Raw genomic sequence first — 13,331 nt, 5'->3', positions numbered from 1 at the left:
AATTCCCAAAAGCTGTGCAGCCTCAAGATGGGCGAAAGATGCATGATTGGAAGTGGTGCGTGGGACAATGAGTAGACGTTTGTACATAGAAATCGCGCAAGCAGGGGGATAGCCGGCCATGTTAGCAGCAAGCCGTATAAGAAAATGGACGCTAGTCCTGTCGATCGTCACACTTGTGCTCGATACCGATACCTTCCGGCCCACGATTTCGGCCATGAAGGAAAAGCCCGCGGCAGCTTGTCTGCCCTCTGTCACGGACGAATTGGACCAACGCGCCGAAGATAGCAAGCCGAATACATCTCCGGGAGCCATCAGCAAGCAGGCGGGGACATACGCAGAGCAGAAGAGCGCGGCGGAGACAGATCGGCGCCGCAGCCGAAAAGGGCATAAACGCAGCAAGCAGGCGCAGCATGCCGTATCCTGGGCACAGCTGCAGAAAATGTACCCGAGCGCCTTCTATTTGGGCGGACCGCGCAAAGTCAGGAAGGTCGCGCTTACCTTCGACGATGTACCGGATGTGAAATACACCCCGCAGGTTCTCGATGTGCTGGCCAAATATAAAGTGCGGGCCACTTTCTTCGTGGTCGGCTCAAGAGCCCGCGCCCATCCTTCTGTCGTCCGGCGGATGCGGAGAGAAGGCCATTTGATCGGAAACCATTCCTACAATCATCCGGTTTTCACCCAGATATCGATGCAGAAATTCCAGCAGCAGGTCTTGCGTACCGATGCCGTCCTACGACCGCTTGCCGGCTACAGCCCGAAGCTCATCCGGCCGCCCTATGGCGAAATATTGCCGAAGCAGATTGAATGGGCGAAGCGGAACGGATTCGTTATCGTAAACTGGAATGTCGACTCGGAGGATTGGAAGAGCCTGGACAGCAGCAGCATTATTATTAACATTAAACGAACGCTGAAGCCCGGATCGATCATCCTGCAGCATGCCGGCGGCGGAGGCGGACAAGATTTATCGGGTACGATTAACGCCCTCCCCCGCCTCATCCGTCTGCTTCGCAGCAAAGGGTATCAAATCGTCACCCTGCCCGAGCTCCTGAACCGTCCTGTCGCCCGATCATCATAACCCCTGCATCAACGGAAAAACCGTGATATACAGCAAACGGCGTTCACCTTGAATCAAGGATGAACGCCGTTTTTATGTGTGAGTGAAGCCCGTATTTCATGTATGAAGGATGAGTATGAACGGCTATTCCAAAACAAAGACATCGACATATTGGAAGCCGAACGTTCTCGCCTGCTGCTGCGAATGCGGAACATAGATGTCGATCCGGTTTCCTTTGATTGCCCCGCCCATGTCGGTAGCTGTCATAATCATGCCGCCTACCGGCAGGCCGTCATAATCGTAACCTGTCACATAAACCTTGCTGCCTAGCGGAATCCGCTTGGGATCTACTGCAATCGTACCGAGCTTAAGCGGATTTCCGAAGTAGTCCACTGCTCCCCAGCCGCCGTTCTCCGAAGCTGCGGATGTGTATGCGCTCGCTTTTACCTGGAAGGCATCCGTGTAATTGAATATCCGTCCGCCAAGGTTGAGCTGCTCGCTGTCGGATGACGCCTTCATCGTGCTGGCGGGCGCTGCCGCAGGTGCTGCAGCCGCTGCTTTCATGGTGCTGCCGCTTGGAACGATAATGTTCAAGCCTTCATAAATGTTCTGCGCATTTACCTTCGGATTCGCCTTCATGAGCGAATCGACCGTAACGCCATAACGTTTGGACAGCTTCCAGAACGTGTCGCCGTCCGCCGCCTTGTGATTCGTAGCCGCATTGGCGGCGCCTGCATGGGCAAATAGGGTCAAGCCAAGCACAGCCGCTGCCGTGCCTTTCTTCCAATTCCAATTCTTCAAAGCGTGTCGTCCTCCTTCGGTTTACGGATCCGCGCCGTCATTCACGACGCTCGTCTCCGTCATCGCGAACGGATGTAAGTCTATTATCCGTTCAAGCATGTGGCCTACGAGGTTAGTTGTCGGATTCGGGTCGAGGAGTCAACCCTTCGCGTCCGCGTATATGCCGCATTCGCGATTCACCCCTAGCATTCCTGCTGCCAATAAGCGTCGATAGAACGCAAAAGAACGGCAGCATTCATACAAGTTTTCGGCTGATAAGCATGGAGAATTTCCACAATTAACGGCCGTCAGGAAACCGTATACCGCTGTTTCCAAAAGTCCCCCGTACGATAAGTTTCGGCTCGCGTAAGAGAATACCATATATCTCCCGCGCAATCCTACCGGTAAATTCGTCCAATCGCTGCAGATGCAAGTACATAAGCCGTTCCGAAGCATGATCAGCTCCGAATACATTGACTGTATATTTAAGGGCTTCTACTGTTTTTTTAGCTATGCCGGAGGTGTTTCATAGCGTGAATATCGTCATCATGGCCGGCGGTAGAGGGACTCGGTTCTGGCCGCGGAGCACCGCATCCATGCCGAAGCAATTTCTGCCTTTCCATTCGGACCGGACCTTAATTCAAGAAACAGCCGCCCGCTTCCTCAAGCTGGTGCCAGGAAGCCGCTTGTACGCAGCCGTACCCGACCGTTACCTGCCTCTGCTCGCCCGGCAGCTCCCCGACATGCCGCCGAATCAATACATTATCGAACCCGAACAAAAGGATACTGCAGCATGTATGGCTCTTGCCGCATTAAGATTTCTGGATCAGGGCGACGATTCGCCCCTTGTCTTTGTCCCCTCGGATCAATATGTTTCCGATGAACGGGCATTCCTGGCGGCTATCGAACAGGCCGCAGCCGCAGCCTGCCTAGATGATGCGATTGTAACACTCGGCATCGAACCGGATCGGCCCGAAACCGGCTTCGGTTACTTACGAACGCTCGATAAGTCCAGCGATATGGCAAAGAATATGCCTCAAGGCGTACTCCGCGTCGTTCAATTTCTTGAGAAGCCGGATGCCGGCCGTGCCGCGGAATTGATTCGCGAGTCTGGAATATATTGGAATAGCGGCATATTCGTATGGCGCCCCTCCACCATTGCCAGCAGCCTGCAGCGTTATCAGCCCCAGTTGTGGAACATACTGAGATCGCATCCGCACGATGCGGCAGCTGCATATGCGCAGATGCCCGCGCTTTCCATCGACTACGCGGTTATGGAGCAGGCCCAATCTATTTACTGCATCCCGGTTCGCTGCGGATGGGACGATATCGGCTCATGGGCTGCGCTCGAACGCCACCTAACCCCGGATTCAAGCGGGAACATCCGGCATGGCGAGGAGCCCATTGTGCTTCCGAACGCTACCGGCAATACCGTATTTGCAGACCGGCAGGCGCTGATCGTCGGCGTCCATGATTTGATCATCGTCTCTACGCCGCATGGTTTGTTGGTCTGTCCGAAGGCGGAGGAAGCCAAGCTCAAGACATGGCTGACGCATATCCGGGGCGAGTAACATCTTCTGAAGACACGAGGGATCTATCGCCCGTTAGCAGCAGGCATTGGGCTGGCTGTACGTTTCATGAACAACGTAAGGCCGTGAAGCGTGAAGGGCTTCAACGGCCGTTATTGTTCAACTGCTCAATTGTGGATTTGTGCGATCATTCCCTCTACCAGCGTTCGAATTCCTTGATCCAGATAAGGAAGTGTCCGCTCCATTATAGCCTCTATTGGCTCTACATGATCGGTATACGTGGACACATAGCCCTGAACCATGAAGAACAGTGCCCGCGTGCGATTGATCATAGCCTCCGGTCCATTATCTTGGGTGCGGTCCGCAAGCGCAAGATGAAGAGCCCTGTCCAGATGGCCGAACAGCTGGTTGCGGATACGGTTGACCGCAAGCTCCGGATCTTCCTCGTCGACACGCACGGAACCTGCGAACAGCACCGTGTAGAAGCTTCCATTGGTCAAGCAGAACGTAACGTATTCCTTGCAAATCCCCGTCAAGACATTCATCGGATCAGCCTCACGGCCTTCCAGCTTGTCCAGCATCCGCTGCTCCAGCTCCAACAGCGACGGGATGGCAATTTGCTGCAGAAGGTCCTCTTTATTCTTGTAATAAATATAGATCGCAGTGTGAGAGCAGCCTGCTGCCTTGGCGATTTCACGCATCGTTACGGACTGATAGCCCCGTTCGGCAAATAACGCGGCAGCGGCGCTGCGGACGGCGGCTTTCATTTCTTCCGTCTGTTTCTTGCGGGTGGTAGTCATTGGACGAACACAGCCTCATTTCCTCTAATAGCTTTTAGTAACCGATGGCAATATAATAACCACTGGTTACTAAAAGGTCAAGTGCCTCTGCCAAACCATCAGCGGACGGATGCCTTCATCCTGATCGGACCGGTAACAATCGCTTTGGAATTAAGGGATCGGATCGTTAGAACTAAAGGTTCCTCTATTCCGCCGCCAACTGGCACCGTGTGCACAAGGCTTGATATTGCTTGTGTTTGGCATATCTCGAGGGATCGGAGCAATTCCGGCCCGACTACCGTACCGCGGCGCAGCACGAGCTCCAGTTCGCCCGAATCGGCAAGCGACGGTTTCACCCAGCCGACCTCGATCGTGATATCGATTTGTCCTCCCTCCTGAATGGCAGGAAGAAGGAGGACCGCCAGCGGTAATTCGAAGGATGGGGCAATAACTGGCCTAATTTGACTTTGTTTCAGCTCGAATACGGCTTCCTTCCCCATTGTCCATCCCCTGCCTTACTCTATCTATTATTTCTATTTACCATTTATTTCTATTAATCTATGCGACCGGCAGTCTTGCCGGTAGGGCAGCTTTTCTTGGCGAATTCGCCTTTTCCCCTCCCAAACCGCTTTTATCCGGAGCCCTATTGCCGCTCGTCCTTCTGCCAAGAGGGCGTAAATGAAACGGGACCATGGGTTTCCAAATCATAGCGTTCAAGGTAAGATAGGGGGATGCGATAAAGGATAAAATTTGCACTTCTACAGGAGGTTACCTTGAGCAGACGAAGTCTCCCGCTGATTCTCGTTATTGCAGTGATCCTCGCAGGCTGGATCGGAAACGGGATTTATTATGAACGTCAGCAGGTGGATAAACCTGTTTTCTTCCAACAATATATTGAGCTTGGCGACTATGAGGGGCAGCAGGTCGAGCTGTCTTATCTGGAAAATGCCAATGGCGGCAAACGCATAAGCACGCTGGAGTTTCCCGGCTTCGAGCTGTATCGCATCGAGAACGCCCAGAACGATCAGCAATACCGCTATCAGATTAACAAGAAATTCCTGCTCTCCATCGACAAACCAACGCTTGATATTCTCCGTCAACCTGGCAAAGCAATTACGAAAGCGAAGGTATATTATCGCGACGGAACAAAGGCGGATGAGGTCGATATTGGCGAAATTCGTTACAGCGGCAAGACCTTTACGCCTCATTCACCGGTCGAACACAGCAGCTCCATGGGATCCTCGGATAATTTGGGCTATTCCGTGCTTCGCGTTGCCGAGCCCGTCACCCTCACGACAATCGAGAGTGAGCTTGCGGCTTCATTGCCCGATTGGCTCAAGATCGATATAGCTGTAACATCCCCTGCGGACCCGAAGATCCCGCAACCGGAAGCCGGTGCAAATGAAGGCGTTCCTTGGCAAGAGCTGCGCCTTCCGATGGAGCTTCCGAAGGGCACGACGATCAAGATCAGCTACCGGTTTAACTTCAACCAAGGGGACGATCGCGCAGAAGAAGCGCTGAATTACTATAAGATTCTGCTCTGGGTCGAAGGCATGGAGAAGAACGGCCGCGCATTCCGGACCGCCGTGCATATCCAGTACGATCCTTACCCGTCCGAGGACGATATTCGAGAGATGACGAGGAATGCAAGGAGGCAGGAACGATGATGGGCAGAGAGTGGAAACAGATGGCTTGGGGACTGCTGCTGGTCATTATTGATATTCGCATCGTCGTATTTGACCTGCTCCCGGATTTCATCGGCTATCTCCTTGTTTCGATCGGCGCTTCCAAATTGATGGCGAAGGACAGATGGAGAGGTGTCGTTATGGTCACAGCCGTCATTCTTGGGATCATGTCGCTGATTGGTATATTCATGCCGTCCACCGATGGATCGGGCATTTCTCCCTTTGGGTATGCATACCTGTTGGGCATGCTCGATGGAATCGGACATCTTGTCATTGTCTACGGGATTTGCAGCCTGGCGGCTGCGCGGGCGCGGGAAGAGGAGGACGAGGAATGGGCGGAGTCGGCCAATGGCCGCCGGACGGCGTTCCTGGTCATTAGCGGTCTTACGATGCTGTACAATACCTTTATCGTTAATATGGATCATGATTGGCGGCTGGCTAGCTTCTTGTTTATCCTTGCGGCCATTGTGATGGAAATTGTGATCATACTCTTCCTCTTCGGCACAGCTAAACGCTGGAAGCCGGAACAATAGCACATCAGAACAAATGCCTTCATTGCTCGCGGTATGGCCGAAGCTAAGAAACAAAAAAACGCAAAAAAGCGGCCTAGCCGCTAATTTGCGCTGTTAAACTTCGATATGCATGGTTAATTAAGACGTAAACTCTTGAACCCATACGCCGTTGTAGTACGAAACGCCGATTTTGTTGAAGCTTTTGTTCAGGATGTTCGCACGGTGACCTGCGCTGTTCATCCAAGCCGTCATAACTTCCTGCGGCGAACGTTGGCCTTTGGCAATGTTCTCGCCTGCAGAGGAATATTTCACGCCATAAGCACGCATCATATCAAAAGGCGAGCCGTAAGTAGGCGAGTTATGATCGAAGTAGTTCTTGTCATACATATCTTTCGCTTTGTCATGAGCGACTTTAGTCAGCAAAGAATCCGAAGTCAGCTGGGACAAGCCGGCTTTGGCACGCTCTTGGTTAACAAGCGTAATGACTTGTGCGGCGAAAGCGTCCTGCGATACGGAGCCGTTAGAGCCGCCGTTGTTCGTGTTTCCGCCATTGTTCGTATTTCCACCGTTGGTGTTACCGCCGTTGTTCGTATTGCCACCGTTGTTAATACCACCGTTAGTGTTGCCGCCGTTGTTCGTATTCCCACCGTTGTTAATACCGCCGTTAGTATTGCCGCCTGTGTTGCCGCCATATCCCGGAGGGCAATTAATAAGGTTATTCCAGAACCAGTTGTTGTTTGCAGAGCCTTGACCGGATCCGATTAGCTTAGACAAGTCTATTGTATTCAAATTATACGTGACGGGGGCTCCGTTCATAGAAGCGGCATCCGCCTTCGGTACAGCAGCTCCTCCTCCGAAAACGATCATTCCTGCAGCGAGTACGCCAGCTACACCTATGCGCCATGGTTGCATCTTCATGAATTAAAAATCTCCCTTCAGTTAACGTTTGTTAGTGCCGGTTACCCGACGCAACTCATGTTAACATAGGGAGTTTTATAGATCATGCCTCAAAATCTACCAGCCTGACATCCTCTTCATTCGTTACTTTATCTCCAGAAACAGGAGAAACCTTTGGCATTCCTGAGGTTAAACCGGGTTGGACAGTCTATTAATTAGAGCCTTCCGAACGTCGGGAGAAAATATTTCCCAGCACTCTTGAATGAACGTTTCCCTCGTATTCTCTCACTCTTTGAGCTCCCGGCATGAAGCCGTCCGCAGCCGTAGCCCGATACGCATTCTTAAGATTTCAAGGTGATAACATAGGTAATAAATAAGGGCTTATTGCCGCGGAAGACCGAAGTCGACATGAGCAGCTTATCGCCTGAAGGGCTCCAGCGCAGCGGATCGCTTGCAAGCTCCATGTCAACCGATAACTGGGTTGCCTTACCGGATACGACATCGGCCACGTAAACGCCTTGGACATTGCCGCCCGAAACAATCGTGTAAGCCAGCTTGGTCCCGTCAGGCGACCAGCTCGTTCCGAATACTTGGTTGCCGCCGGCAATTCTGCCCTTCGGCTGCATGGCCTGATCGACGATCGTAAGCTCCATCTGCATCTCTTCGACCTCCAGCTTGTTCAGATGCTTGACGAGCGCAAATTGCTTGCCGTCATTGGAAGGAGCAAACCAAATCACCTGCTTATCCAGCGCCGTCCGTTCTTTCGTCTTCAAATCATACTGGAACAGCACATTTTGCTCGCTGATGTAATAGAGCATCCCGTCCCTTTGTTTGGCATTAAAGGTTGAGAAATCCTGCGTGGTCACAAGAATTTCCGTATTCCCGTCAATGTCGGACCGGGCAATATCGGCTGATTCCGTAATAAACACAACACGCTCGTTGTCGGCCCATTCGGATTCGTACATCCCGATAAATTGCTTTCCTGTCTGGACGGTCTCGCGAGTAGCCAGATTCATAATATATCCGGTGGCCGTCTCTTCCACATGCTGTTTATAGAACAGATGCTTCTTATCGGGAGACAAGACAGCAGAGCTCTGATCCATCTGTTTCTCCGAAAGAATCTCATCGGCACCGGTCGTAAGGTCTCGAATATACAAGTTGTTCGGCTGACGCTCCTCGCCTTCCACCGACAACGGCTGCGCCTGTTCGTTAGGCTTGGCGATTATCAACTGATCCTCGCTGAGCCAATCCATGCCGCGTACGCCTTCATAGGTGTCGATCTTCTCCACTTCAATCGTCGTTGAGACGGCAGGAGGCTTCTTCTCTACGACCGTGATCGTTTTCTCCGGCTTCTCGATCACGATCCGCTCTTCCTGCCCGGCGTTCGTATTGCATGCGCTAAGCAATAGAAGGCAGACGATACCGGCTGCCGCAGCAGCCTCCCGCTTCCCCTTTGCATGGTTCATGGCATGACCTCCTAAAAGTTTTGGGAGTTATTTCGCTTCCGATGGAGCGAATTCGAGCAAAACTTACTTCGAAAGCATAGGCTTAGTTTTTGGGAGTTATTTCGCTTCCGAAGGAGCGAATTCGAGCAAAACTTACTTCGAAAGCATAGGCTTAGTTTTGGGAGTTATTTCGCTTCCGAAGGAGCGAATTCGAGCAAAACTTACTTCGAAAGCATAGGCTTAGTTTTGGGAGTTATTTCACTTCCGAAGGAGCGAATTCGAGCAAAACTTACTTCGAAACGCCAGAAGCGGCGAGCGGCAGCGTTACCACAAACACCGTCCCCTGTTCACCTCCGGGCGGGTCCGACATCGTGACTTGGCCGTTCTGCAGCTCGACCAACCGTTTCACCAGCGATAAGCCCAGTCCGGTACCGCCGGTCAAGCGCGCACGGTCCTTGCTGACGGTGAAGAACGGCTCGAATAGCTTGGCCCTCGCCTCTTCTGGAATCCCGATGCCGGTATCACGGATGACGACCACGCACCGGCTTCCCTCCGCTCTGCAGGATACATTGATCTGTCCGCCCTCAACGTTGTATTTAATCGCATTATCGAGCAGGTTGAGAAAAATATGCATCAAGCTTTCTCGATCCGCCGTCACGGCTGCGGGCCGCAGATCGGTAATGATTCGCAGCCCGAACTGTACCGCTTTACCGTTCATCCGGCCGCACACGTCGCCAAGCGTTTCGCTGATATCCAGCGTTTCCGCATTCTGGCTAAACTCATACTGCTCCATGGCGGATAGATAGAGCACCTTTTCGACCATCTCCAGCAGGCGGTCCGCTTCCTTGCGGATTCTCAGCCTCGCTTCCTCCAGAAGAGCCGGATCATCCTGATACATATCCAGCAAATCGGTATAGGCCATAATGGAAGTAAGCGGAGTTTTGAATTCGTGGCTAATATTGCCGATAAACTGCTTCTGTCTTGCGAAGCTCTGCTCGATTTCACGGCTCATATACACAATCCCCTCGCTCAGCTCGCCCAGCTCATCCCGGCGTCTAACCGGCGATTGGCCGATATAATCGCCGGAGCGGATCCGGTCGGCCGCCTGCCGGAGCTTGGCCAGCGCCTTCGTTACCCGCTGCACGTACAGAAACCCGATCAAGAAGCTGATCCCCAGTGCAGTCAACCCGATATTACGCATGCTGCGTTCAATGGAAGCATAGAAGTCATGATCGCCTTTAAGCGAGTAGTGTATTTGTACAATGCCGACCTGGCCTATGGACCATACAAGCGGACTCATGTAAATCAGATTATCGCCGGCAACCTGATACACCGTCATTCCCTTCTTCGCCAGCTCAAGCGTATCTGCAATGGAGCCGGTCGTCGACAGCGGAGAGGAATTGCCGACCTCGTTCCCTTTCCGATCATAGAGTACGATATGCGTCCCGCTGAGCAGACCGCTCAGATCCGAAGCCAGCAGCTGCCCGCTCCGCCGCATGAACGTCTGGTCGTCCGTAAGCGAATCGCTGAGAAAGGTTTGCCTTACGCGCAGGCTCGCAAGCTCGCTCCGCCGTTTCAGCTCGGCTTCGACCTTCTGCCTCTGATCGCGTTCAATCTCCCGCAGCACAAGCCAGCTAAGCGCGGATACCGTCAGCAATAGCAGCGCGGCAAGCGCAACGGTGAAACGCCATTTCAAGCTGAGTCTTACCCGCCCGCCGCTCACGCCCTTCATAGGATCAGCTCGCGCAGCGCTTTGTATCCGATGCCATAAACGGTCTGGAGAAGCTGCTGGTAAGGCTCGCCCAGCTTCTTCCGAAGCCGCTGCATATGGATATCCACGGTACGCGTTCCGCCTGCATAATCAATATCCCATACCAAATCAAGCAGCTCGTCACGCGTATACACGCGCTCGGGATGCGTCAACAGCAAAGAAAGCAAATCAAATTCCTTGGGCGTCAGCTCCAGCGCCTCGCCGCGAAGCAGCACCGTCCGATTTGGAATCGTGAGCCGGAGCTCGCCGACCACGACCGGCAGCGCTTCATCCTCGCGCTTGCTCTCCAGCCGGCGGAACAACGCCTTCACACGGGCCACCAGCTCGCGCAGGTCGAATGGCTTCGTCATGTAATCGTCGGCGCCGAGCTCCAATCCGATTACTTTATCTACAATATCGTTCTTCACCGTCAGCATAATGATGCCAAGTCCCGTACGGTTCTCCAGATTGCGGCAAACGTCATATCCGTTCATCTTCGGCATCATGACGTCCAACACCATAACATGCGGCTTGAAGATGGCTGCTTTAGCCAATGCCTCTTCGCCGTTATAGGCGATATCTACCACATACCCTTCGCGCCGGAAGGCATAGGCAATTGCTCCGGCAATGCTCTGCTCATCGTCCACGACGAGAATTTTTTTGTCCATCGTATCACCCTGCCATTAAAAATATCTCATTATTGTCTCATGAGCATCTCCAAATGTTTCAAACTCGTAAACAGTTTACATTAATTAACGATAATTGTTGATTGGCCTTTCTTTCACCTATTATTACCCGGCCAACGCAAAAACCCGTTGAAATTCCCATCCAACAGGCAGTTTGCGGATCGCTCTTTTATAAATCGTCAAAAACGAAGTCAAGATGATCGGCTTTCTTCAGGTTGCATTCCGCGCAAGCGCAGACACAGTTAGCCGGCGTGGACAGCCCGCCTTTTGATTTGGGCATCACGTGATCGATCGTATCTCCAAAACGGCCGCAGTATTTGCATACATAATCGTCTCGTTGAAGAATATATAAGCGGAAATCGGTTTTGGTATACAGCTTATGAATCAACGATGGATTTATAATGCCAGCAGCGCCTTCATTCACCATGCGTACCGCCATTTCCGTCGGAATTTCCGTCGACCAGCGTTTGCCCGTCTCGCGTCTCCCGCGAAGACGAATCAAGCCTGTTCCCCGGTCATTCAATACGCGCGTGTCGTAAATGAACTTTCCTTTGATCGGTACGATACGCTTGTATGGCGGACGGACAGGCGGACGTTCCGCTTCATCCGTCAGGATCGCATTCATACTCTTGCGCTTGCGGCGGCGCTTACGCTTGCGTTTGCGTTTGGGCAGCGATTCGCCGATGATATGCCCGTTTGTTTCAGCCGTCTGTCCGCTCAGCTCCTCACCGCTCTGGTTCGGCAGCTCCGTGGTAGGCACAAGCGGCTCAATAGATTCATCCGGCTGTAGGGCTTGCTTCTCCAGCCCGGATGTCAGCAGCTCTTTCGCCTCATCCGGCCGTCTCCGTTTTCTGCGTTTACGGTTACGCTTCCGTTTAGGGGGGCCGTCATTGGACCGGCCAAGCTCCTGCTCCAATTCGTCGGAAGAGGCTTCCGGCTCTTCTTCCTTACCGAGAAGAGCAGACGATAGCCGCTCTTCCGCGCCGCCTTCACCGGTCTGCTTGCGCTTTCGGCGGGCACGGCGCCTCCGCTTTCGTTTGGGAGGCTCTTCCGGCATATCTTTCATATCCGCCGCGCCCCTCACGGTCCGAGAAGAAGACTCCTCCGTTCCCAAGTCGGCCAATGCCGGCGATGCGGATTCTTCCTCATCCTCCACGGCGGAAACAGCAGCTCCGCGCTGCCGCTTTCGCTGGCAAGAGCGGCAAGTCCCGCGCCGCCCGCCTCGGCCGGAACGCTTCGTAAACGAGGACAACGGCTTCTCTTCGCCGCAGACCCCGCAATGTTTTACATTCATCTTCTTTGTTCGCTCCGATCATTGTGCTAGATAATAATAATTAGAACACGATTCCCTGCATCTTGCGAAATTGATCGGGCGTCATTCCTTCCGTCTTGCCGAAGGTAGCGATAAAGTGGCTCGGGTCGCGATATCCCGACAGCTCCGCAATTTCTTTAATCGATTTCCGGTCCCCCCGGCTCATCAGCTCTTTCGCCTTGCGAATACGAAGCCGGATCAAATATGCATACGTCGTTATGCCGAAGGCTTGCCGGAATAAAGAATTCAAGTAACGCGGACTCAGCCCGAGCAGCTGCGCCATATCGTTCAACCCGATCTCGGGATCGCCGTAATGCCGGTCAAGCCACTGCAGCAGCGGATCAAGCTTCTCCAGATGCTGAAAAAGCGACGATGAACGGCTGCCCGTCTGGCCGTATTTCTTCAAAGTCATAATAAATTGATACAGCTGCGCGGAGGCATTCATGCCGGAACGGTCCTCGTCATGCTGCACCTGTTCGATCATCGCGGCCAATTGAGCCGTAATCGGCGCATCCTCATTCCAATGGAACCATTCCGTATGTCTGATATCGAAAGCGGCGAGTATCGACTCGGCCAGCGAACCGCCGAAGGTTACATACATCGTCACCCATTTCTTATCCTTAGGAGCGTACGTATGCGGCACGCCGGGGAATAGCAGGGAACCGCAGCCGGGAGGCAAGCTGAACTGCCGTCCGCTTAGCTCGAATTCGCCCTCCCCTTCAAGCGTCTGCAGCCAATGGAAGCAAGGATAGCCTTTCGTTCTCGTAATCGGCTCCTGATCGTGATTGTATCCGAGGCTCTCCACTTGCAGCGGCAGTTCATGTTCACCTAGAGCAAATAGAAACCGGCGGCCGTCATCAACCACCGTTTCCGTTCGACGATCAAGCTGTTCCATATTA

Annotated in this window: 13 protein-coding genes and 1 riboswitch; of the genes, 4 read left to right on the top strand and 9 right to left on the bottom strand. The window is 53.0% G+C overall.

Annotation, left to right across the window (positions count from 1 at the left end; all coding sequences use genetic code 11):
• The first annotated feature begins 118 nt into the window (after window positions 1–118).
• Entirely contained in the window at window positions 119–1,078 is a 960-nt protein-coding gene (locus tag L1F29_RS07725) for a polysaccharide deacetylase family protein (protein ID WP_258387753.1), read from the top strand.
• Between the two features lie 123 nt (window positions 1,079–1,201).
• On the opposite strand, the gene L1F29_RS07720 is transcribed toward L1F29_RS07725, so the two are convergent.
• A complete protein-coding gene (locus L1F29_RS07720; protein ID WP_258387752.1) occupies window positions 1,202–1,858 on the bottom strand; it encodes a 3D domain-containing protein in 657 nt (218 codons plus the stop codon).
• Window positions 1,859–1,945: 87 nt separating this feature from the next.
• Window positions 1,946–2,210, bottom strand: a riboswitch (cyclic di-AMP (ydaO/yuaA leader).
• A 160-nt stretch (window positions 2,211–2,370) separates the two neighbouring features.
• On the opposite strand from L1F29_RS07720, the gene L1F29_RS07715 reads away from it, so the two are divergent.
• Complete coding sequence (locus L1F29_RS07715; protein WP_258387751.1) at window positions 2,371–3,408, top strand: mannose-1-phosphate guanylyltransferase; 1,038 nt, start codon at window positions 2,371–2,373, stop codon at window positions 3,406–3,408.
• A 125-nt stretch (window positions 3,409–3,533) separates the two neighbouring features.
• Here L1F29_RS07715 and L1F29_RS07710 read toward each other — a convergent pair whose 3' ends face one another.
• The gene (locus L1F29_RS07710; protein WP_258387750.1) at window positions 3,534–4,166 is read right to left on the bottom strand and encodes a TetR/AcrR family transcriptional regulator; all 633 of its coding nucleotides are present in this window, start codon (window positions 4,164–4,166) and stop codon (window positions 3,534–3,536) included.
• 98 nt (window positions 4,167–4,264) lie between these two features.
• Complete coding sequence (locus L1F29_RS07705; protein WP_258387749.1) at window positions 4,265–4,645, bottom strand: hypothetical protein; 381 nt, start codon at window positions 4,643–4,645, stop codon at window positions 4,265–4,267.
• A 273-nt stretch (window positions 4,646–4,918) separates the two neighbouring features.
• Here L1F29_RS07705 and L1F29_RS07700 point away from each other — a divergent pair, with 273 nt between their 5' ends.
• Entirely contained in the window at window positions 4,919–5,812 is an 894-nt protein-coding gene (locus L1F29_RS07700) for a hypothetical protein (protein WP_258387748.1), read from the top strand.
• Window positions 5,809–6,363, top strand: coding sequence for a hypothetical protein (locus L1F29_RS07695; RefSeq protein WP_258387747.1), 555 nt, complete (start codon window positions 5,809–5,811; stop codon window positions 6,361–6,363). The genes L1F29_RS07700 and L1F29_RS07695 overlap by 4 nt, the downstream gene beginning before the upstream one ends.
• A gap of 117 nt (window positions 6,364–6,480) precedes the next feature.
• Here L1F29_RS07695 and L1F29_RS07690 read toward each other — a convergent pair whose 3' ends face one another.
• The 6 genes from L1F29_RS07690 to L1F29_RS07665 all read right to left on the bottom strand — a co-directional run bounded on the left by L1F29_RS07690 (window position 6,481) and on the right by L1F29_RS07665 (window position 13,327).
• Window positions 6,481–7,260: a CAP domain-containing protein gene (locus L1F29_RS07690; protein ID WP_258387746.1), complete on the bottom strand. Its 780-nt coding sequence runs from the start codon at window positions 7,258–7,260 to the stop codon at window positions 6,481–6,483.
• 320 nt (window positions 7,261–7,580) lie between these two features.
• Entirely contained in the window at window positions 7,581–8,705 is a 1,125-nt protein-coding gene (locus L1F29_RS07685) for a TolB family protein (RefSeq protein WP_258387745.1), read from the bottom strand.
• Window positions 8,706–8,973: 268 nt separating this feature from the next.
• Complete coding sequence (locus L1F29_RS07680; protein ID WP_258387744.1) at window positions 8,974–10,416, bottom strand: sensor histidine kinase; 1,443 nt, start codon at window positions 10,414–10,416, stop codon at window positions 8,974–8,976.
• Window positions 10,413–11,102, bottom strand: coding sequence for a response regulator transcription factor (locus L1F29_RS07675; protein ID WP_258387743.1), 690 nt, complete (start codon window positions 11,100–11,102; stop codon window positions 10,413–10,415). Before L1F29_RS07675 ends, L1F29_RS07680 begins: the two co-directional genes overlap by 4 nt.
• Before the next feature lie 187 nt (window positions 11,103–11,289).
• The gene (locus L1F29_RS07670; RefSeq protein WP_258387742.1) at window positions 11,290–12,414 is read right to left on the bottom strand and encodes an HNH endonuclease; all 1,125 of its coding nucleotides are present in this window, start codon (window positions 12,412–12,414) and stop codon (window positions 11,290–11,292) included.
• A 40-nt stretch (window positions 12,415–12,454) separates the two neighbouring features.
• Window positions 12,455–13,327, bottom strand: coding sequence for an AraC family transcriptional regulator (locus L1F29_RS07665; RefSeq protein ID WP_258387741.1), 873 nt, complete (start codon window positions 13,325–13,327; stop codon window positions 12,455–12,457).
• Window positions 13,328–13,331 lie beyond the last annotated feature (4 nt).

This window comes from Paenibacillus spongiae, from assembly GCF_024734895.1.
GTDB lineage: Bacteria > Bacillota > Bacilli > Paenibacillales > Paenibacillaceae > Paenibacillus_Z > Paenibacillus_Z spongiae.
The sequence above is the reverse complement of the archived record's forward strand: the minus strand, read 5'-3'. Positions and strand labels throughout refer to the sequence as shown.

Coding starts and splice junctions, on each gene's coding strand:
- L1F29_RS07725 (WP_258387753.1), top strand. CDS start 119: ATGTTAGCAGCAAGCCGTATAAGAAAATGGACGCTAGTCCTGTCGATC.
- L1F29_RS07710 (WP_258387750.1), bottom strand. CDS start 4,166: ATGACTACCACCCGCAAGAAACAGACGGAAGAAATGAAAGCCGCCGTC.
- L1F29_RS07705 (WP_258387749.1), bottom strand. CDS start 4,645: ATGGGGAAGGAAGCCGTATTCGAGCTGAAACAAAGTCAAATTAGGCCA.
- L1F29_RS07695 (WP_258387747.1), top strand. CDS start 5,809: ATGATGGGCAGAGAGTGGAAACAGATGGCTTGGGGACTGCTGCTGGTC.
- L1F29_RS07690 (WP_258387746.1), bottom strand. CDS start 7,260: ATGAAGATGCAACCATGGCGCATAGGTGTAGCTGGCGTACTCGCTGCA.
- L1F29_RS07685 (WP_258387745.1), bottom strand. CDS start 8,705: ATGAACCATGCAAAGGGGAAGCGGGAGGCTGCTGCGGCAGCCGGTATC.
- L1F29_RS07680 (WP_258387744.1), bottom strand. CDS start 10,416: ATGAAGGGCGTGAGCGGCGGGCGGGTAAGACTCAGCTTGAAATGGCGT.
- L1F29_RS07675 (WP_258387743.1), bottom strand. CDS start 11,102: ATGGACAAAAAAATTCTCGTCGTGGACGATGAGCAGAGCATTGCCGGA.
- L1F29_RS07670 (WP_258387742.1), bottom strand. CDS start 12,414: ATGAATGTAAAACATTGCGGGGTCTGCGGCGAAGAGAAGCCGTTGTCC.
- L1F29_RS07665 (WP_258387741.1), bottom strand. CDS start 13,327: ATGGAACAGCTTGATCGTCGAACGGAAACGGTGGTTGATGACGGCCGC.